Source organism: Mameliella sp. CS4 (genome assembly GCF_019392335.1).
Lineage (GTDB): Bacteria > Pseudomonadota > Alphaproteobacteria > Rhodobacterales > Rhodobacteraceae > Antarctobacter.
Map to the genome: position 1 here is coordinate 80,196 of NZ_JAHXRQ010000012.1, position 17,315 is coordinate 97,510.

A 17,315-nucleotide genomic window follows, 5' to 3' on the forward strand; every position below is an offset into this window, starting at 1 on the left:
GGCGGGCGGGTCAGCCCGGGGGCTGATGCCAGGTGACGGTGACGGGCTGCGCCACAAGCCCGTTCAGCCAGGGGGTCATTTCGTCGATGACCGTGGCCTGCAAGGCCAGCCGTTCCGGCCGGTCCACGACCCAGACATAGCCGTTCGCCGCGCCCCTTCGCCCCATCTCGGGGTAGAGATAGGCGCAGCCGGTATAGCCCCCAGCCTTGTCGCGGACGATCCAGGCAAAGGAGCGGCCTTCAAGGAACTCGCGATCATGCCAGCCCATGTCGTAGAGGTTTTCCTCCAGTGTCAGGCCGTTCGGCCAGTCGCCAAAGAGTCCCCTGAGCACATGGGCCGACCCGGTCACTGCGGCGAAATCCTCTTCGACCTCGGCGGGCGACAGCGGTGTCAGGTCGAACCCCTGCATCGTGGCGCTGCGGGGCAGGGGGTTGGGATCGAAATCCGGATGGGCGCGGGGATTCATGTGCCGGGCTCTTTTGCCTCGCGCTTGAAGGGGTTCTCGTCGGGCACGTCGAAATCCAGCACCAGCTCACCCTTTTCGCGCGCATCCGCCATGTAGCGGAAGGCGTTCACGGACATGCGCATCAAGTGATCCCCGGCTTTCATCGGCGGGTATTTCTCCATGACCTCGGGGGTGCGGAATTTCTCCAGCGGTTCGATCACCGCGTGATAGTCCAACCCAAAGAACAGCGGGAAGGAGTACCGCTCTTCCCCAAGGTTGGCGACACGGTGCTGGGTGGATTTGAATTGCCCGCCCGACCAGGTTTCGAAGATGTCGCCGATATTGACCACGAAACAGCCCGGGATCGGCGGCGCCTCGATCCAGACATCCTCGGCGTTCATGACCTGAAGCCCCGGCGCGCCGGTCATCAGGATGGTGAAACATTCGAAATCCGAATGTGCCGCGATGCCGACGAGTTCCTTGGTCGCGGGCATCTCGTTGGGGATGTAGCGCAAGAGGCGCAGTTGCGAGGTGGGATAGGTGATGTGCCGAGTCAGTTCCTCGGTCTCGACCCCCAGTTCCAGCGCCAGCGCGTCCAGCAGGCGCAGGCCAAGCCCGAAGGCCTGGTCGTAATAGCTCGCAACCGTGTCCTTCCAGCCGGGAATGTCGGGCCAGACGTTGGGGCCGGTCATGCGCCAGCCCGCGAGGTAGTCCGGGTGATCCGCCGGCGCTTCAAAGGACATGTCCCAGGCCTCGTTGAAGTTGATCGACTTGGGGAAGTCGGCGCCATTCTCCTCGAAGGGGACGTAGCCGCGATGATGGGTGGTGAAGCCGGACCAGTACTTCATCTTGAAGCTGCGCGGCTTGTCGTGGAATTCCTTCGACGCGGCAAAGACCGCGTCGATCAGCTCCTGCGAGATGCCGTGCCCGGTGATGTAGAAGAACCCCGATGTGCGCGCCGCAGCGCCGAGGTCGGCGGCGACCTTCGCCTTGTCCGCCGCGTCCCCCGTGAACAGCCCCGAGAGATCGACGACCGGCAGGGTCGCGTCCTCAACCGTCAGGGCCTTTTGGTCGTCTGAAATCGTGCTGCGCGCCATGCGTCGTCTCCCGAGTCGTTTGCCTGTCTTCAGGCTGGCGCGAAAAGGCCGATCGGGTATCAGCGGCGATTAAGAATGCCGCCGGATCGGCGCGGTTTGCCTTTTATTTGATCAATTTTCGGGGCCGGTGGTCTCTTTGCGGTCGGTTTCTTTGACCAGTCCCGGGTCTGCGCGCGCTCATGAGGGCATGACGGGCCGCCAGCGTTCACGCCGGCCGGGGAATGAGGAAGCTTACCATGACAAAGCTCAACAGACGTACACTGCTCAAGACCGGGGCCGCCGGTCTCGCCGCCTCCAGCGTGCTGGGCACGCCGCTGATCGCGCAGTCGCGCAGCCTGAAGATCGGCAGCTACGGCGGCTACTTCGAGGACAGCTTCAAGGAATTTGTCTATCCCGCCTTCACCGATGCCACCGGCATCGCGGTGGAAAGCGTGACACAGCCCAATTCGACCGACTGGCTGGTGACGATGCAGCAGGCGACGGCGGCGGGCAGCGTGCCGGCGGACCTGTCGCTTTACGCCCGCGATACCTTGATCAAGGCCAGCCGGATCGGCGGGCTGCTCAAGCCGCTGAACCTATCCGCCATGCCGGCCACCAGCAACCTTGACCCCTATTTTGTCTTCGAGGCCTCCGAGGGTCCGCTGGGCGTGGGCGCGATGTCGTGGTTCACGGCGATGGTCATCAACCCGGGTGAGGTCGAGGCACCTGCCAGCTGGGCAGAGTTCTGGGACAGCTCGGTCTACGAGGCCTCGCTGGGGCTGTCGCGCAACTACAACTCGCAGTTCCTGGACATCGTGGCGGCGACCTTCTTCGAGGGCGAAGAAACCTTCAAGACCGACGAGGGCATCCTTGCGCTGATCGAGAAGGCGGCCGAGATCAAGCCCAACGTCGCCCTGTGGTGGTCCGCCGAAAGCCAGATGGAACAGTCCATGAAGAACGGCGACGTGATCGGCGGGCAATATTACCTGGACGTGGCCAACCTGATGATGGCCGACGGCTTTCCGATCAAGCCGATCTTCCCCAAGGAAGGCAACCCGCAGGACTATGGCTCGTGGTGCCTGTCGTCGCTTTCGGACAAGGCCGACGAGGCGGCGGAGTTCATCAATTTCTCTTCCGATCCGGCCACGCAGGCGCTGATGAGCCGCAAGATCGGCACAGCGCCGCTCCTGGATCAATCCAAGACAGACCTGACGGACGAGGAATTCGCCTTCGTCTCGGGCACGCCGTCGATCCGGCCCGCCTACGAGGCCTATCTCGACAAGGAGACCTTTATCAAGGAGAGCTGGGACAAGATGCTGGCGGGGGCGTAACCGCCCATGTCCGGCCTTGTCCTCAAGGGCATCTCGAAGAGTTTCGGCGGCACCCGTGCCGTCGATCGCGTGAACCTGACCTTTGCCGAAGGGCAGTTGACGGCGCTTCTGGGGCCCTCTGGCTGCGGCAAGACCACGCTTCTGCGGATGATCGCCGGGCTCGAGGCGCCGTCCTCGGGGTCGCTTATGCTGGGCGGGCGCGACATCACCGGGCTACCCGCGCACAAACGCAAGTTTGGCATGGTTTTCCAAAGCTTCGCTCTGTTCCCGCACCTGTCGGTGCGGGACAACGTGGCCTATTCGCTGCATATCTCCGGGGCGTCCAGGACCGAGGCCGCGGAAACGGCCAAGAGGCTTCTCGACCTCGTGCAACTGTCGGCCTTCGGCGACCGGCGCATCGGCGAGCTTTCGGGCGGCCAGCGCCAGCGCGTCGCCATCGCCCGCGCCCTTGCGCAGGAACCGGAGGTTTTCCTGCTGGACGAACCCATGTCGGCGCTGGACGCCAAGCTGCGCGAGGAGATGCAGGTTGAACTGCGCCTGCTGCAACAGCGCCTTGGCATCACCACGATCGTCGTCACGCATGACCAGCGCGAGGCCATGACAATGGCCGACAGCATCGTGGTCATGTCGAACGGTGTCGTCGAACAGGTGGGCAGCCCGCAGGACATCTATCACCGGCCCGACAACGCCTTTGTTGCGGATTTCATCGGCAAGGCGAATTTCTATGACGGTGTGACCGTTCCGGGTGGCATCCGTATCGGTGCCACGCGTCTGGCGGCCAGCCCGCATTTCGTCAACGGTTCTCCCGTGCGGGTGGCAATCCGGCCCGAACGCGCCTGCCTCGACGATGAGCCGGGTGAGAACCGTTTGAAGGCCAAGGTGACCTTCGTGCGCGACCTCGGCCCGATCCGCGAATACCACCTTGAGACGGTTCTTGGTCCGATGGTGGTCGAATACGCCCTGGGCGAGGGCGGCAAGAGCTTTGTCATCGGCGACGAGACCGAGGTGCGCCTGCCACCCGAGGCGCTGCATGTCTTCCCCGATCCGCAAGCCGCGGTGGCCGCCGAATGACGGCGGTGGAGCGGATCGAGGCCGATACGGCCCAACGCCCGGCGCGCGAGGGACCGGGCCTGCGCCGCATCCTGCCCTGGTTCCTGACCGGCCTGATCACCCTGCTGTGTGTCGTGCCCTTCCTTCTGGTCATCGCCATCAGCTTTGGCCGCAAGATCGAGGGCGCCGCCTGGACCTGGGATTTCACGCTGGCCAACTATCAAAGGTTTTTCGTCGGCGCGCTCTGGCCCGACGATGTGACATTTCTCTACCTGCAACAGCTTGGCTTTTCGTTCTGGTACGCGGTCATCGCCTCTTTGCTGGCGGTACTGACCGCGCTCCCCTTCACGCTGTTGCTGACGCGCCTGTCGCGCCGGGCACAGGCGGCCTGGCTGGTCTTCATCCTGTCGTCTCTGTCGCTGTCCGAGGTCTTTATCGTCATGGGCTGGGACATCCTTCTGTCCAACAACTCGGGCCTTCCGGCGCTGTTCAAATCCACCGGGTTGACGCTGTGGCTCAAGGACGTGGGCTGGTTCCAGACGCTGCGCGACTGGGGGCTGGCCAGCCCGCGCAACGTCAAGTTCAAGACCTCGCAATTCGCGACGATCCTGACCATGAGCTATCTCGTCTGGCCCTACGCGGTGATCCTGCTCTATCCGGCGCTGTCGCGCCTCGACCGCTCGCAGAGCGAGGCGGCGCGCACGATGGGGGCAGGGGGCTGGACCGTGGCGCGCACGGTGATCCTGCCGGCGATCCGGCTGCCGCTCTTCGGATCGACCCTGCTGCTGTTTGTCTTCCTGCTGGGCACCTATGTCGCCGTGACGGTCTTTGCCGCGCCCGCGCAGCATACGACGGCGGTGGCCATCTACACCAACATCCGTGGCGCCAACCTGAACGCGCCTTTCGGGGCGACGCAGGCGGTGATCCTGCTGATCTCGGCAGGGCTCTGCCTTGGTCTTGGACACCGGCTGAACAAATGGGCGGAGGCGCGATGATGCGGAGTCTGGGCCATCTTTACATGGCGCTCTGCGCGGTGCTGCTGGCGCTGCCCATCGCCGTGGTCTGTGGCGCGGCGCTGAACGGCGGGCGCAGCATGTTCTTTCCCCCGCGCGATCCGACGCTGGCGCGTTTTGGCGAGTTCTTCGTCTCCGAGCCGGTCTGGACGCAGGCGCTGCTGAACTCGGTGATCGTCGCGGTGGGGGCCGCCATGCTGGCGGTCTTGCTGGCCTGGCCGGTGGCCTATCTGCTGTGGTCGACGGGATCAAAGCTGTCGCGCACACTGGCGGCGCTGGGATCCATGCCCTTTGCGGTGCCGCCCATCGTCTTTGGTGTCGGGCTGGGGTTCTTCTGGGGCTTCCTCGGCGGGCTGGGCACGATCTGGGCGGGGGTGGTCAGCCACGCGGTCCTGCTGATGGCGCTGCCCATGGTGACCATTTCGATCGGGCTGCAAAGCATCGACCGGTCGCACCTGGATGCCGCCGCAACAATGGGGGCAACCGAAGCTGTCACCTTCCGCACCGTGATCCTGCCGCAGACCATTCCCTACACGATCTCGGGGTTCTTTTTCGTGCTCGTGCTGTCATTCAACGAGTTCATCGTGATGTTCTTCGTCTCGGCCTCGGGCTTTGCCACCGTGACGCTGCAGATCTTCAACTCGCTGAGGAACGGCTACACGCCGACGATGGCCGTCGCGGCGATCACCTTCATCGGTGTCTCGGTTCTTGTCTTTTCCGCCGTCGCCCGTTGGGGCGACCTTCCGCGCCTGATGGGCGCGGATCAATCCCGCAACTGAAGGAGAGCGTCATGGCCCGCCAGCCCACCATCGTCGGAAACCCGGTCCTTCTGGTCATCGACATCCAGAAGAGTGCCTTCATGGAGGTCAAGGCCGGCATCCCCGTCATGCCCGGCTACAAAGAGAACATGGAACGCGCCCGCAGCGTCGTCGACGCCGCCCATGATGCGGGTATTCCGGTCGTCTTCGTGCAGGAGATCCACCGCCGCGACATGGTGGATTACGGCCGCGAACTGGACGGGTCCGAGGACATCCACTGCATGGAGGGCGAACCGGGCACGCCGGTCGCCTTCGAGGAGATGGGCCGTCAGCCGGGCGACTACTACGTTCCCAAGCGGCGGTATTCCTGTTTCTACGGAACAGAGATGGAAATCCTGCTCAAGGGCCTGAAGGCACAGACGCTGATCCTTGTCGGTGGAATGACCGATGTCTGTGTCCACTACAGCTTCGTCGACGGACACCAGGGCGATTACCATTGCCGCGTAGTGGCGGATTGCGTCGGCGGCACCTCGCCCGAGGCGCATCAGGCTTCGTTGAACGCGATGGAATACCTGCAGGAAGGCGCGGTCCTGAGCGCCAGGGAAATCATCACGGCAATGGGTGAACAGAGGATGGCAGCGGAATGATCACGACACAGACACTCCAGGGCCATTGGCACCGGGCCTGGCTCAAGTCGCAGGCCTTCTGCGACACGGAAACGACGGTTCACTGGATGCAGTGCGGGCCGCTTTACGTCGATGTCCGCATCCCGCCGAACCGGCCAGACACGCGGGGCGCCACGGCGCTGGCGGACCTCCCGGATGCGGCGCTGCTGTCGCTCTTGCGGGCCGAGGGGTTTGCGGGCGTGGTCGAGCTGAACGCGGATGTCTGCACCTGGCAACGGCTGATCAACTGGCATGGCCGCCCCGAGCAGGAGGACAGCGGTCAGCTGGAATTCCGTGGCTCCGACCAGTTGATGGAAACCGGGGTGCTGGGCGACTATGCCGAACTCTGGAACCGGCGCAGCGACCATCCGGCCAGCGCGGTGCACATGATGGCGGGTTCGGCGGATGCCTATCTTGTCACCATCGGTCGGCGCTTTGTCTTTGGTGTCGGACTGGCCGAGGCCGAGAACTCGCGCAACATGATCGCCGCGCTGGAGGCCGGGCAGAGGACATGGGCCCTGCAGCAACAGTTCGGCAATGCCTTTGTGTTCGGGTGCTGGGACGGGGCGCACGGGATTGCGGAACTGTCCACCAATCCCCTGATCGAGGGTCAGCCGGTGCTGAGCTGCACCGGAGATGGCGAACTGGTCTGGCACGCGGTGGATTTCTTCGGCCAGCCGCGGGACGTGCCGCTTACGCGCCCGGTTGAGGTGCTCAACGACGTGGCGTGACCGCCGGCCGATACTTCGCGCTTGCGGTAAAGCGGCGCGAAAGCGATTTCGAAATCGCTTTCCAAGGCCCTTCGAAGGGCCTTGTCCCGCCTCAGACGTCCCAGAGCGCGAGGTAATGATCGACGATTTGCTGACAGCGGTCACGGCCGAAGGCCGGGTCGTGGCCGCCCAGAACGCGGTTGACCGGCAGCGCGCGGATGCGGCGAAGGGTTTCGGAATAGGCGGCAATGTCCATGTCCTGCCCCTGATAGATCAACGGCCCGTCATAGATCGCATCGGCCCCGAAAAGCGTGCCGCTCTCGCCATGCCAGAGGCCGACCTGGCCGGGTGAGTGTCCGGGAAGGTGCAGGACCTCGGCCTGCCAGTCGCCAAGATCCACCACCGCACCGTCCTCGACCGTCCCGGTCGCCGGGGCCGGATGCAGCCTGTAGGCGTCCAGGTCGTACCCCGCATGCGGCAGTGCATCCACCAGGTGTGGCCAGAGCGGCGGATAGCCCGCGTCGGCAAAGAGCCTGCGGATCCGGTCCGGAATGCCGGCGGTGTCCAGGCTGTAGGGCTCCGGCGCGGCCAGTTCCCCGGCCTCCAGCGGGTGCACCAGCCGTGTCTCGAACTCATGCGCGGCGCCGATGTGATCGACATGCGTATGGGTGGTGAACAGGATCAGCGGTTTGGCAGGATCGGGACGCAGCGCATCGACTACGGGCCGCAGCGGGGCCACACCCATGCCGCTGTCGACAACCATGTCGGTCTCTGATCCCAGCACCAGGAAGATGTTGGCGGAAAAGATCGGGTGCACATGCGGTTCGCTCAGAACCCAGGTGCGATCGTCGATCTGATGTGTGCCGTACCACGGCGAGGCAATGGGATAGCTCATGCGCTTCAGCCTTGTTCGGCGCGGCGAGATGCGCAACAAGATTGCCGGTTTTTCAACCAGGTGTCGGGAAAATCGCTTATACTTTCAGCGAATCCATTTTGATCCGCCCTGAATTGAAGCACCCGAGGTGACAGAATTCCCATGCGCAAGATGCTGAACCATGCAGGGCGCCTAGGGTTCCGCCTCACTCTCTCCCTTGAGGGTCTGGTCCAAGAGGCGCCACCGGCCGGGCAAATTCCCGGCGGGACACGGCGGGGCAAAAACCCGGGAGAACACTGCGCATTGGGGGCTACCGTTCTCTCGAGTTCCGCCTCGGTCCCCCGATTTGCGAACCTTTTGGCGGAACGCTGCACGAGGGGACTACCCATGTTTGCAAGACGCCATTTCATGGCCGCCACCGCCGCGCTGGCCATGCTGGCCGGCGCACCCGCGCTGGCGCAGGAGAAAACCGATTTCCGCGTGGCCTGGTCGATCTACGTCGGCTGGATGCCCTGGGGCTATCTGGACGAGTCCGGGATCATGGACAAATGGGCCGAGAAATACGGCATCACCGTCGATATCGTGCAAATCAACGATTACGTCGAGTCCATCAACCAGTATACCGCCGGCGCCTTTGACGGTGTGTCCGCCACCAACATGGACACGCTGTCGATCCCGGCAGGCGGCGGCGTGGACACCACCGCGCTGATCGTCGGCGATTTCTCGAACGGCAACGACGCGGTGATCGTCAAGGATGGCGGGTTGGCCGACCTGGCGGGCAAACCGGTGAACCTGGTGGAACTGTCGGTCTCGCATTACCTGCTGGCGCGCGGGCTGGACAGCGTCGATCTCTCCGAACGCGACCTGGACGGGGTCATCAACACATCGGACGCGGACATGATCGCGGCCTTTACGACCTCTGACGTGCAAGCGGTGGTGACCTGGAACCCGCTGGTCTCGACCATCCTCGAGGAGCCGAACGCGAAAAAGGTCTTCGACAGTTCCGACATCCCCGGCGAGATCATCGACCTGATGGTGGTCAACACCGACACGCTGGAGGCCAACCCGGATTTCGGCAAGGCGCTGGTCGGCGCCTGGTACGAGGTGCTGGGCCTGATGGCGGCGGGCGACGAAGACGTGCTGACCGCGATGGCCGAGGCCTCGGGCACCGATCTTGCGGGCTACAAGGCGCAGCTCGACTCGACCGAGATGTTCTATGATCCGGCTGCCGCTGTGGCCTTTGCCAAGGGCGCCGAACTGCCCACGACGATGGTCAACGTGGCCGAGTTCCTCTTTGACAAGGGCATTCTTGGCGAAGGCGCGCCGAGCCCGGATTTCGTCGGCGTGGCATACCCCGACGGCACCACGACCGGTGATCCGAACAACGTGAAGTTCCGTTTCGACACCACCTACATGCAGATGGCGGCGGACGGGGCTCTCTGAGCGACCCCCGGCCCGGTCGGCGCACCGGGCCGGGCCCACTACCACCCTGTCCCGGGCTTGACCCGGGACCTCTGCCCCTGAGGAGTCCCATGCGCTGGATCAATCGAAGACCGGGCCCGGTTCTGGCCACGGTGCTGGCCGCCTTGCCCTTTCTCGCCGTGCTGGCCATCTACATGATCGGGTCGGACATGCGGCTGGCGGTGAACCCGTCGGACAAGCTGTTGCCCGCGCCCACCACGATCCTGTCGACCGCCGAACGCCTGCTGACCGAGCCTGACCGGCGGTCTGGCGAGATCCTGTTCTGGCTGGACACCTGGGCGAGCCTCAGGCGGCTGTTCATCGGGGTGATGATCGCCTCGTCGCTGGCGCTGGTCATGGGCATCCTGATCGGGATGCTGCCCTACATGCGCGCGCCGTTCGCGCCCTTCGTGGCGGTGTTTTCAATGGTGCCGCCGCTGGCGGTTCTGCCGATCCTCTTCATCATGCTGGGCTTGGGCGAAGTGTCCAAGGTGGCGCTGATCGTCATCGGCATATCGCCCTTCCTGATCCGCGATATGAGTCAGCGGGTGATCGACCTGCCACGCGAACAATTCATCAAGGCGCAGACCCTGGGGGCGTCCTCGATGGCAATCGGACTGCACGTGATCCTGCCGCAGGTCCTGCCGCGCCTGATCGGCGCGGTGCGCCTGTCGCTGGGGCCGGCCTGGCTGTTCCTGATCGCCGCCGAGGCCATCGCCGCCGACCAGGGGTTGGGCTACCGCATCTTCCTTGTCCGGCGCTACCTCGCGATGGACGTGATCCTGACCTACGTCGTCTGGATCACGTTCCTGGCCTACCTGCTGGATTTCGCGCTGCGCCAGATCTCGAAACGGGCCTTCCCCTGGGATGGAGAGTCGCTATGAGCTATGTCGAAGTCAAAGGCGTGGCCAAGGCCTATGGCAAGCGTACCATCATCGAGAACATCAACGTCTCGGTCGCCAAGGGGCAGTTCATTTCCATCGTCGGGGCCTCGGGCTGTGGCAAGTCCACCTTTCTGCGGCTGCTTTTGTCGCAGGAACTGCCGACGCGGGGCGAAATCCACATCGACGGCGCGCCCATGGCGCAGGAGCCGGGGCGCGATCACGGCATCGTTTTTCAGCGCTACTCGGTCTTTCCGCACATGACGGTGATCGACAACCTCGTGGCGGCCATCGCCTTCGACTCGAATTTCTGGGGGCGTCTGTCACGGGCGCGCAGAAAAGAGGAACGCACCAAGGCGCGGCGGACGCTGGACCGGATCGGGCTGGGCCATGTTGCCGGGCAATACCCGGCGGATCTCTCGGGCGGGATGCTGCAACGTCTGGCCATCGCGCAGGCGCTGGCCAGCGACCCCAAGATCCTGTTGCTGGACGAACCCTTTGGCGCGCTGGACCCGGGCACCAAGATCGTCATGCACGACTTCCTGCAGGAGCTGCGGGACGAGACCGGCATGACCGTCTTCATGATCACCCACGACCTCGAAGAGGCCTTCAAGCTGGGGGATCGGGTCTGGGCCTTCGACAAGCCGGTCTGGGACGAGGAAGACCCCGAAAAGAACGCGGCGACCATCACCTATGATTTCGATGCCCGCGACGACGGCATCCCCTTCCAGACCCTGAGGGAGCGCACCAATGTGTTGCACGCGCGCTAGGGCCGGGGCAGGGCAGCTATTCCCGACTGGGCCGGAGGCGGGCGTCTTTCTTTCAACAGAGGCGCGGCGGGACGGGCTGCCGGCGATGCCGGTGCCGGGTCTGCAAATTGGCCCATTGCAGAGCGATCGTCAGGTCGGCGCCCGGAGGTCCGACCCGCCAGGACCGCGACCGCGAGGGCGTGGGGCCGCGGGCGGTGCCGGACGTGTCGATCCGCAAACAGGAGTCGCCCGGGCCTGGGCGGCCCACCACATCCACCAAATTCTGCCGGCGCCCGACAGTGCGGCTCTGGCCTGATATCCAAAAAGGAGATCGAGCATCATGTTCCCGACGAAAAACCGCAGCCGCTCGCACCACCCGCGCGACGCGCGCCATGACGAGCGCCGCGCGCACCACCCGGACCTGACCAAGCTGCAGGGCTGGAGGTCGATGAAGGCCGAGGCCGACCTGCCCGAGAACCGCTGGGACGAGGAACGACGCTGGGCGTTGCGCATGGGCCTGACGGGCGCCGACAGCATCGAGGACAAGTCGATCCCCACTTTCGCGCGGGGCGAGCTGCCGCACTACGCGGGCATCAACACTTTTCTCAAGGCGCCTTACGCCGAGGACGTGACAGAGGTGCAGCACTACGATGCCACCGTGTTGGGCATCCCCTTTGACGGCGGCACCACCTACCGGCCCGGCACCCGGTTCGGGCCGCAGGGGGTGCGCAAGATCAGTGCGCTCTACACGCCTTACAATTACGAACTGGGGGTGGATCTGCGCGAGCAGATGACGCTTTGCGATGCGGGGGACGTGTTCACCATTCCCGCGAACCTCGAAAAGTCGTTTGACCAGATCAGCCGGGCTGTCAGCCACGTTTTCTCGTCCGGCAGCTTTCCGGTGATGATCGGCGGTGACCATTCCATCGGTTTCCCCTGTGTCCGGGGCATCGCGGAATGCACCTCCAAGAAGATCGGGATCGTGCATTTCGACCGCCATGCCGACATCCAGGAAAAGGACCTGGACGAGCGGATGCACACGACGCCCTGGTTTCACTCGACGCTGCTGCCCAACGTGCCCGCCAAGAACCTGGTGCAGGTCGGCATCGGTGGCTGGCAGGTGCCGCGTGAGGCGGTCAAGGTCGCGCGCGAACGCGAGACCAACATCATCACCATGTCCGACATGGAGCGGATGGGAGTCGACAAGACCGCCGAGATGGCGTTGGAGATGGCTTGGGACGGGGTCGACATGGTCTACATGTCCTTTGACATCGACTCGATCGACTGTGGTTTCGTGCCCGGAACGGGCTGGCCCGAGCCGGGTGGTTTCCTGCCGCGCGAGGCCTTGGCGCTGGCGTCGAAAGTGGCGGCAGAGGGGCTCTGCGGGATGGAGCTGGTCGAGGTTTCCCCGCCCTATGACACCTCCGACATCACGGCGCTGATGGGGACGCGGGTGATCGTGGACGTGTTGGGCAGCATGGTGGCTGCCGGAAAGATGGGCGCCCACAAAAAGCACATCGACAAGCCGGTGACGATCCCGCACGGCGAGTTCGAAGGCAACCGCTGGAGCAACAAGCCGTGAGGCCGGGATCTCGCGCGCTCATGCCATCTGCCGGGCGCGGGCGTCAGCCCGGGCCGCGCCCAACCCTCCCCCCGGGAGGGCGCATTGGGGATGACGCACATTGTAGGCAGGACGTTGAAGCTTTTGAGCGCAGCCTGACCACAGCCGAAGCAAAGCGCCCACCCAGGGTCGGGCGCGCCCCATGTTGCGTTGAACGAGGTATCCCATGCCGCATGACATCGTGAACGGCCATATCGGCCACCATCACCACCCGCACGACCACAACCACCCGCATGACCACGACCACCTGCACAGCCACCTCCCGCCCGAGGACGAGGCGGCGGAACTGCAGGTGCTGGCAACCCAGTTCATCGACGGGTTTGTGCAGGCCGCCGACAAGACCGCCTATCTGCGGCTGACAGGCGTGCCTTTCGAGCGGCCCGGGGCCGGGGGCGCCAAGGCGCTGAAACTCGTGGACGTGGAGCTGAAGACGGAATGGCAGGTCGGCACCGCCTCGCCCTCCTTCGGGTCGCGCGAGCTGAGCTACCTGCCGTTCCCGGGCGAGATGGTGAGCGAGCGGACCAACATGGCGCTGGTCTATGTCTCGATGGAGGAAAAAACGCTCTGGGACATTCGCCAGTTCCTGCGAGAGCGCATGGCCGGGCAGGGGGGCTGACACGGTCGGGTTTCCGCTCGGCTATCCCGGGGCGGGTTGGGCCGGTGTCAGATCACCGGCCCGCACACGGCTGCGGTTACAAAAGCAACGCGTCCGGCCCAAGGTCATCGACGGTGGTATCTTGCAACACCACGGTGACGCCCGCGTCCTGGAACACGAGGTCGTCACCCTGCTGGCGGAATTCGGCCAGCGCATCCGCCATGTCAGCATACCCGAACCCCCGCAGGTCCAGCGTGTCCCAGCTTTCGAAATCGGTGACGACATGGGTGCCATCCGAGGTGGGCGCAAAGACGAAGGTATCCGAAAGATCGCCTCCCGACAGGGTGGACTCCCCGGCGCCCGGGTCCAGCACGTCATCCGGTCCCAGCGCGCGGGTCCAGTGTGCCAGTTCCGCTGCCATCAATCGTTTGAATTCCGGGCTTTCGGCAAAGTGCGAAACCACGAATTCCCGGCTCTGGCCGTCCTCCAGATATCCCATCCACACGGCCTTGCCGGTTGCGTCGGAGGCGCGGTTCAGGACGTTCTTGTAGAGCATCTCGACAAAGGCCTCGTCGGTGAGATTGCCGTAGGTGGCCTGAAATTCCGGGCTGTTGACGAAACCCGCTATGACATTGAAATAGTTGGCCCCATCGGCCAGTTGTTCGGTCCAGTAGCCGTAGCCGTTGGCATCCGGCGCCCGGTCCAGCGTGGCCTGGTAGAGGCGAAAGGCCATGCCGGCATAGGTGGTCGAAGCACCGGTCACCTGATCGCCATAGAGCACGTCGTCCCCGGCCTGTCCCAACAGCGTATCGGCCCCGGCCTGGCCCAGCAGCGTATCCGCACCGCCGCCACCTTCCAGCAGGTCGCGCCCGCGCGCGCCGTCCAGATAATTGGCGCCGGTATTCCCGATGATGTGGTTGTCACCTCTGTTGCCGATGCCGTCGATCGCGGCGGAGCCTGTCAATACCAGGTCCTCGACCTCGGGCGCATCGGCCCACATCCGGAAGGTGACGGAGGACTTGATCAGGTCATGCCCCTCATCGGGAAGCTCGATCACCATGTCGTCTGGGCTGTCGACGAAATAGACGTCATTTCCGGTGCCACCGACCAGCGTGTCGGTGCCCTTGGTGTCCTGCAGCGTATCGTCACCCGCCATGCCGTAGATGACGTCATTGCCCCAGGCGCCGTTCAGCGCGTTGTCGCCGGAATTGCCGGACAGCACATTGTCGACGCCGTTGCCCGTTCCACTCAGGTCGGCGGTGCCGGTCAGCGTCAGGTTTTCAAGGCTGAGACCGAAGGCGCGCAGCTCGAAATCGACCGAGGCCCGCACCAGGTCGATTCCGGCGTTCTCTTCTTCGACGATAATGTCGCCCGGGTGATCGACCACGAAGACATCGTTTCCGCCAGTGCCCACCAGCGTGTCGGCGCCCCCGGTGCCCGCGACCTGCATGTCCATCAGCGTGGACACGAGGCTGTCGGCCAGGGCGATGCTGGCGGGGTCGGAATAATGCAGCCCGTCGGCAAAGATCTGGGTCGGGGCGAGGCCGGCGGCTTCCATGACCGGGTCGGGACGCACCGTGACGATGCCGGGAGTGTCGGCGCCGAGGCGGATCAGCTCTGCCTGGATGGCGTCCCAGTGCAGCCGCTCTGACGCGGCGGGCGCGTGGTCGGACAGCCCGGAGATCACGATGGGCGCGTTTTCGACCCCGGTAGGACGGTCGATCGCCGACGCGACGCCCGCGCGGAACTCTGCCATCAGGTCATGGAAATCCGGGGCGTAGTCGGCGGGTGTGCCCGAGCGGTCGGTATCGCCTTCGCCCTGCACCCAGATCACCCCGGCGACATAGCCATCTGGCGTGTCGCGCAGAGCCTTGACCGTCTCATCCACGATCACCGCGCGCATTTCGCCCGGGGTTTCCCAGTCGGTCTTGCCGTCCCGGGCGCTGGTCAGCGGCGCGCCCGAGGAATAGGCGCGAACCAGGACGTAGTTCCCGGCCCCGTATGTTTCGTCCAACGCGTCGATGATCTCGCCCGCGATGCGGCCTGCGTTGCTTTGCCCAGCCAAAACGACAATCGGTGTTCCCACGTGTCACCTCCAGTCACCCCCACGCGGGAAACTGGCAATCGGCGATTAACGCAGCCTTTGAACCTTGGCTGGAAATCTCAGGGATTTGACGTGGTTTCGACGGGTGTCCCGAGGCGCTGGCGCAGGGCGGTCCAAAGCATGGCCCCAAGCGCCGCGTTGCCGTGCAGGACGTCGTCGGTTTCCTGCTGCCCGCCTTCGGCAAGGCGTGGCCCCGCACGCATCAGATCGGCCCGTGTCAGGCAGTGGTGGCTGCGCGTGTCAGCGGGTTGAAGTAGGCAGGTGACGCCTTGTACCCCCTTGAAAACATGTCTGTAAGCGCTGTCCAGGTCCTCTGCCAGGGCGGCGCCATCGCCGTTCCGGACGACGCGGCGAAACACCGGGTACTTCCCCTCCATCTGCAAGAGTGCGTCCGAGGGGAAAGGTTGTGGAATGACCAGTGCCGGACCCGGCGCGGCCCGGGCGAGCGTAGCGCCCAGAGAGCTTTCCGTCAGCGCCAGCAGGGCCGCTCGATAGGCCGCACGTGTCATCAGCGGGCGAGGCGCGCCGGCCCCGTCCGAAAGCGCCCGGGCGAGCGCCCGCGCGCCCGAGGGCCAGCCGGAAATCGCATGCCCCTGTTGCAGCCGCACGGCGGCAAAAGCCGATGGCACCGTCCCCGCAATCACCACGGCGTCGAAGTCGCGCAGATCCAGCCTGTCGGATGTGCCCATCCCGTTCAGACGGGTGCGCAGCTCCTCCGAGACTGCCCGCAGGACGCCATCCTCGACCTCGATGTCCGACGGCACGAGGCCGGGTTTGGCAAAGACGGTCAGGTCGTCGCCCGCCGGATTCGCACGATGGGCGGCGATCAGCATGGCCACATGGGAATCCCCGATCAGGCAGAGCTTCATGTCCCGGCCTCCGGCGTGGCAAAAGCCTCGAGCAGGGCCTCTTCACAGATCTCGTCCTGGCGCCCGGTATCGGGGGCCGCGGCGGGAAGGGTCAGTTCCGGGCACGGGACGCCGCCAAGCTCCGGGTGCGCGCCGAAAAACACCGACATGACCGTGGTCACACCCTCGGGTGTGACGGTGCGCAGGTTGTCGTTGTAAAAGCGCCCGCCGAAAGGCGTGCCGGTGATGATCTCGTAGGAGGGAACATAGTCGATCCCCTCGTCCAGCGCGGTGAGGTCTCCGGCGACGGCGCGCAGGACCGACTTGGAATAGGTGGTGGCCGCAAGCACATGCGCACCGCTGGCGGTGGCTGTCAGCGGCACCGGAGAGACCGTGAGCAAGACCTTGATGCGGGGATTCCAGCACCGCAGCCGGGCGATGGCCTCTGTCAGGTCCTCATGCACCTCGGCAAAGCCCTGGTTGACGAAGACGTGCCGGTCCGGGTCGAAACAGCCGCCCAGAACGCCGGGAACACTGGGATAGACCAGCCCGCTGTACCGATCTGCCCAGCATTCGGTCAGGCCTAGCGTGAAGACGAAGACATCTGTCGTGTCGAACATCGCCCGCACGCGGCGCAGGTGATCCCGGCGGAAGGCGCAAAGCTCTTCCTCGCTGGTGAACCCATCCGGCTCGACATTGGGGCGCAACCCGTCGATCCAGGCATCGCCCCGGCGCCAGAGTGCTTCTTCGTGCAGGCAGGCGCCCTCTGCGTCCTCGAGCAACTGGCGCAGTTGCCGGGCAGTGTAGATATTGCCGTAGCGCGCTGAAAACAGGCCATAGCCGTAGCGCCGCGCGACCTCGGGCGGCATCAGGGCCGGGGCGGGTTCCGCCTCGACCAGGTCCAGCGTCGAGGCGCGGACATAGGTGGCGATGTGCTGCGCGAAACAACTGCCCGCCGTGGCGATGCGCATCCCGGGCCGCAACGCGACCTTGGGGGTGTAAAGTGCGCCCAGGTGAAAGTCGCCAGCCGCGCGGCAGGGTTTCCAGAAGGCCTGAGGGGGCAGGGCGGAATAAGGCATGATCGCAGGTTAGGCCGGGTGACGTGCCAAACTAAGGCAATTTCGCAGAAATGCT

At 64.8% G+C, this 17,315-nt stretch carries 17 protein-coding genes and 1 riboswitch; of the genes, 11 read left to right on the plus strand and 6 right to left on the minus strand.

Translation table 11 applies throughout. From position 1 onward, the window contains the following. Positions 1 to 10 precede the first annotated feature (10 nt). Complete coding sequence (locus tag KZZ07_RS15355) at positions 11 to 466, minus strand: hypothetical protein (RefSeq protein WP_219515467.1); 456 nt, start codon at positions 464 to 466, stop codon at positions 11 to 13. Further along, positions 463 to 1,542: an isopenicillin N synthase family dioxygenase gene (locus KZZ07_RS15360; RefSeq protein WP_219515468.1), complete on the minus strand. Its 1,080-nt coding sequence runs from the start codon at positions 1,540 to 1,542 to the stop codon at positions 463 to 465. The genes KZZ07_RS15355 and KZZ07_RS15360 overlap by 4 nt, the downstream gene beginning before the upstream one ends. 236 nt (positions 1,543 to 1,778) lie before the next feature. Here KZZ07_RS15360 and KZZ07_RS15365 point away from each other — a divergent pair, with 236 nt between their 5' ends. From KZZ07_RS15365 to KZZ07_RS15390, 6 genes are read left to right on the plus strand one after another with little or no spacing between them, the layout of a single operon-like run. Then, the gene (locus KZZ07_RS15365; protein ID WP_219515470.1) at positions 1,779 to 2,852 is read left to right on the plus strand and encodes an ABC transporter substrate-binding protein; all 1,074 of its coding nucleotides are present in this window, start codon (positions 1,779 to 1,781) and stop codon (positions 2,850 to 2,852) included. Positions 2,853 to 2,858: 6 nt separating this feature from the next. After that, on the plus strand, positions 2,859 to 3,923 hold the full coding sequence (locus KZZ07_RS15370; RefSeq protein WP_219515473.1) for an ABC transporter ATP-binding protein: 1,065 nt from the start codon (positions 2,859 to 2,861) through the stop codon (positions 3,921 to 3,923). Further along, the gene (locus KZZ07_RS15375; RefSeq protein ID WP_219515474.1) at positions 3,920 to 4,897 is read left to right on the plus strand and encodes an ABC transporter permease; all 978 of its coding nucleotides are present in this window, start codon (positions 3,920 to 3,922) and stop codon (positions 4,895 to 4,897) included. Before KZZ07_RS15370 ends, KZZ07_RS15375 begins: the two co-directional genes overlap by 4 nt. After that, positions 4,894 to 5,694 (plus strand): ABC transporter permease, encoded by an 801-nt coding sequence (locus KZZ07_RS15380; protein ID WP_219515476.1) that lies wholly within the window; start codon positions 4,894 to 4,896, stop codon positions 5,692 to 5,694. The genes KZZ07_RS15375 and KZZ07_RS15380 overlap by 4 nt, the downstream gene beginning before the upstream one ends. An 11-nt stretch (positions 5,695 to 5,705) precedes the next feature. Further along, the gene (locus tag KZZ07_RS15385; protein WP_219515477.1) at positions 5,706 to 6,320 is read left to right on the plus strand and encodes a cysteine hydrolase family protein; all 615 of its coding nucleotides are present in this window, start codon (positions 5,706 to 5,708) and stop codon (positions 6,318 to 6,320) included. Continuing rightward, a complete protein-coding gene (locus tag KZZ07_RS15390) occupies positions 6,317 to 7,069 on the plus strand; it encodes a hypothetical protein (RefSeq protein ID WP_219515479.1) in 753 nt (250 codons plus the stop codon). Before KZZ07_RS15385 ends, KZZ07_RS15390 begins: the two co-directional genes overlap by 4 nt. A 91-nt stretch (positions 7,070 to 7,160) precedes the next feature. Here KZZ07_RS15390 and KZZ07_RS15395 read toward each other — a convergent pair whose 3' ends face one another. After that, complete coding sequence (locus KZZ07_RS15395; RefSeq protein ID WP_219515481.1) at positions 7,161 to 7,943, minus strand: MBL fold metallo-hydrolase; 783 nt, start codon at positions 7,941 to 7,943, stop codon at positions 7,161 to 7,163. 160 nt (positions 7,944 to 8,103) lie between these two features. After that, positions 8,104 to 8,216: riboswitch (guanidine-I (ykkC/yxkD leader) on the plus strand. Between the two features lie 93 nt (positions 8,217 to 8,309). Between KZZ07_RS15395 and KZZ07_RS15400 the strand changes: the two genes are divergently transcribed. From KZZ07_RS15400 to KZZ07_RS15420, 5 genes are all read left to right on the plus strand, one after another. Then, a complete protein-coding gene (locus KZZ07_RS15400; RefSeq protein ID WP_219515482.1) occupies positions 8,310 to 9,365 on the plus strand; it encodes a putative urea ABC transporter substrate-binding protein in 1,056 nt (351 codons plus the stop codon). Positions 9,366 to 9,454: 89 nt separating this feature from the next. Then, entirely contained in the window at positions 9,455 to 10,267 is an 813-nt protein-coding gene (locus tag KZZ07_RS15405) for an ABC transporter permease (RefSeq protein ID WP_219515484.1), read from the plus strand. Continuing rightward, positions 10,264 to 11,034 (plus strand): ATP-binding cassette domain-containing protein, encoded by a 771-nt coding sequence (locus KZZ07_RS15410; RefSeq protein WP_219515486.1) that lies wholly within the window; start codon positions 10,264 to 10,266, stop codon positions 11,032 to 11,034. The genes KZZ07_RS15405 and KZZ07_RS15410 overlap by 4 nt, the downstream gene beginning before the upstream one ends. A gap of 319 nt (positions 11,035 to 11,353) precedes the next feature. Further along, on the plus strand, positions 11,354 to 12,595 hold the full coding sequence (locus KZZ07_RS15415; RefSeq protein WP_219515489.1) for an agmatinase family protein: 1,242 nt from the start codon (positions 11,354 to 11,356) through the stop codon (positions 12,593 to 12,595). Between the two features lie 205 nt (positions 12,596 to 12,800). Next, entirely contained in the window at positions 12,801 to 13,250 is a 450-nt protein-coding gene (locus KZZ07_RS15420) for a hypothetical protein (protein ID WP_219515491.1), read from the plus strand. Between the two features lie 76 nt (positions 13,251 to 13,326). On the opposite strand, the gene KZZ07_RS15425 is transcribed toward KZZ07_RS15420, so the two are convergent. From KZZ07_RS15425 to KZZ07_RS15435, 3 genes are all read right to left on the minus strand, one after another. Further along, the gene (locus KZZ07_RS15425) at positions 13,327 to 15,315 is read right to left on the minus strand and encodes a DUF4214 domain-containing protein (protein ID WP_219515494.1); all 1,989 of its coding nucleotides are present in this window, start codon (positions 15,313 to 15,315) and stop codon (positions 13,327 to 13,329) included. 77 nt (positions 15,316 to 15,392) lie between these two features. Beyond that, on the minus strand, positions 15,393 to 16,202 hold the full coding sequence (locus KZZ07_RS15430; RefSeq protein WP_219515495.1) for a hypothetical protein: 810 nt from the start codon (positions 16,200 to 16,202) through the stop codon (positions 15,393 to 15,395). Continuing rightward, positions 16,199 to 17,260, minus strand: coding sequence for a GSCFA domain-containing protein (locus KZZ07_RS15435; protein WP_219515496.1), 1,062 nt, complete (start codon positions 17,258 to 17,260; stop codon positions 16,199 to 16,201). Before KZZ07_RS15435 ends, KZZ07_RS15430 begins: the two co-directional genes overlap by 4 nt. Positions 17,261 to 17,315: the final 55 nt, after the last annotated feature.

What these genes read in the sequence shown, in the direction of transcription:
- KZZ07_RS15420 (WP_219515491.1), top strand. Translation starts at nt 12,801, where the DNA reads ATGCCGCATGACATCGTGAACGGCCATATCGGCCACCATCACCACCCG.
- KZZ07_RS15410 (WP_219515486.1), top strand. Translation starts at nt 10,264, where the DNA reads ATGAGCTATGTCGAAGTCAAAGGCGTGGCCAAGGCCTATGGCAAGCGT.
- KZZ07_RS15415 (WP_219515489.1), top strand. Translation starts at nt 11,354, where the DNA reads ATGTTCCCGACGAAAAACCGCAGCCGCTCGCACCACCCGCGCGACGCG.
- KZZ07_RS15365 (WP_219515470.1), top strand. Translation starts at nt 1,779, where the DNA reads ATGACAAAGCTCAACAGACGTACACTGCTCAAGACCGGGGCCGCCGGT.
- KZZ07_RS15405 (WP_219515484.1), top strand. Translation starts at nt 9,455, where the DNA reads ATGCGCTGGATCAATCGAAGACCGGGCCCGGTTCTGGCCACGGTGCTG.
- KZZ07_RS15360 (WP_219515468.1), bottom strand. Translation starts at nt 1,542, where the DNA reads ATGGCGCGCAGCACGATTTCAGACGACCAAAAGGCCCTGACGGTTGAG.
- KZZ07_RS15385 (WP_219515477.1), top strand. Translation starts at nt 5,706, where the DNA reads ATGGCCCGCCAGCCCACCATCGTCGGAAACCCGGTCCTTCTGGTCATC.
- KZZ07_RS15370 (WP_219515473.1), top strand. Translation starts at nt 2,859, where the DNA reads ATGTCCGGCCTTGTCCTCAAGGGCATCTCGAAGAGTTTCGGCGGCACC.
- KZZ07_RS15355 (WP_219515467.1), bottom strand. Translation starts at nt 466, where the DNA reads ATGAATCCCCGCGCCCATCCGGATTTCGATCCCAACCCCCTGCCCCGC.
- KZZ07_RS15435 (WP_219515496.1), bottom strand. Translation starts at nt 17,260, where the DNA reads ATGCCTTATTCCGCCCTGCCCCCTCAGGCCTTCTGGAAACCCTGCCGC.
- KZZ07_RS15375 (WP_219515474.1), top strand. Translation starts at nt 3,920, where the DNA reads ATGACGGCGGTGGAGCGGATCGAGGCCGATACGGCCCAACGCCCGGCG.
- KZZ07_RS15380 (WP_219515476.1), top strand. Translation starts at nt 4,894, where the DNA reads ATGATGCGGAGTCTGGGCCATCTTTACATGGCGCTCTGCGCGGTGCTG.
- KZZ07_RS15400 (WP_219515482.1), top strand. Translation starts at nt 8,310, where the DNA reads ATGTTTGCAAGACGCCATTTCATGGCCGCCACCGCCGCGCTGGCCATG.
- KZZ07_RS15430 (WP_219515495.1), bottom strand. Translation starts at nt 16,202, where the DNA reads ATGAAGCTCTGCCTGATCGGGGATTCCCATGTGGCCATGCTGATCGCC.
- KZZ07_RS15395 (WP_219515481.1), bottom strand. Translation starts at nt 7,943, where the DNA reads ATGAGCTATCCCATTGCCTCGCCGTGGTACGGCACACATCAGATCGAC.
- KZZ07_RS15390 (WP_219515479.1), top strand. Translation starts at nt 6,317, where the DNA reads ATGATCACGACACAGACACTCCAGGGCCATTGGCACCGGGCCTGGCTC.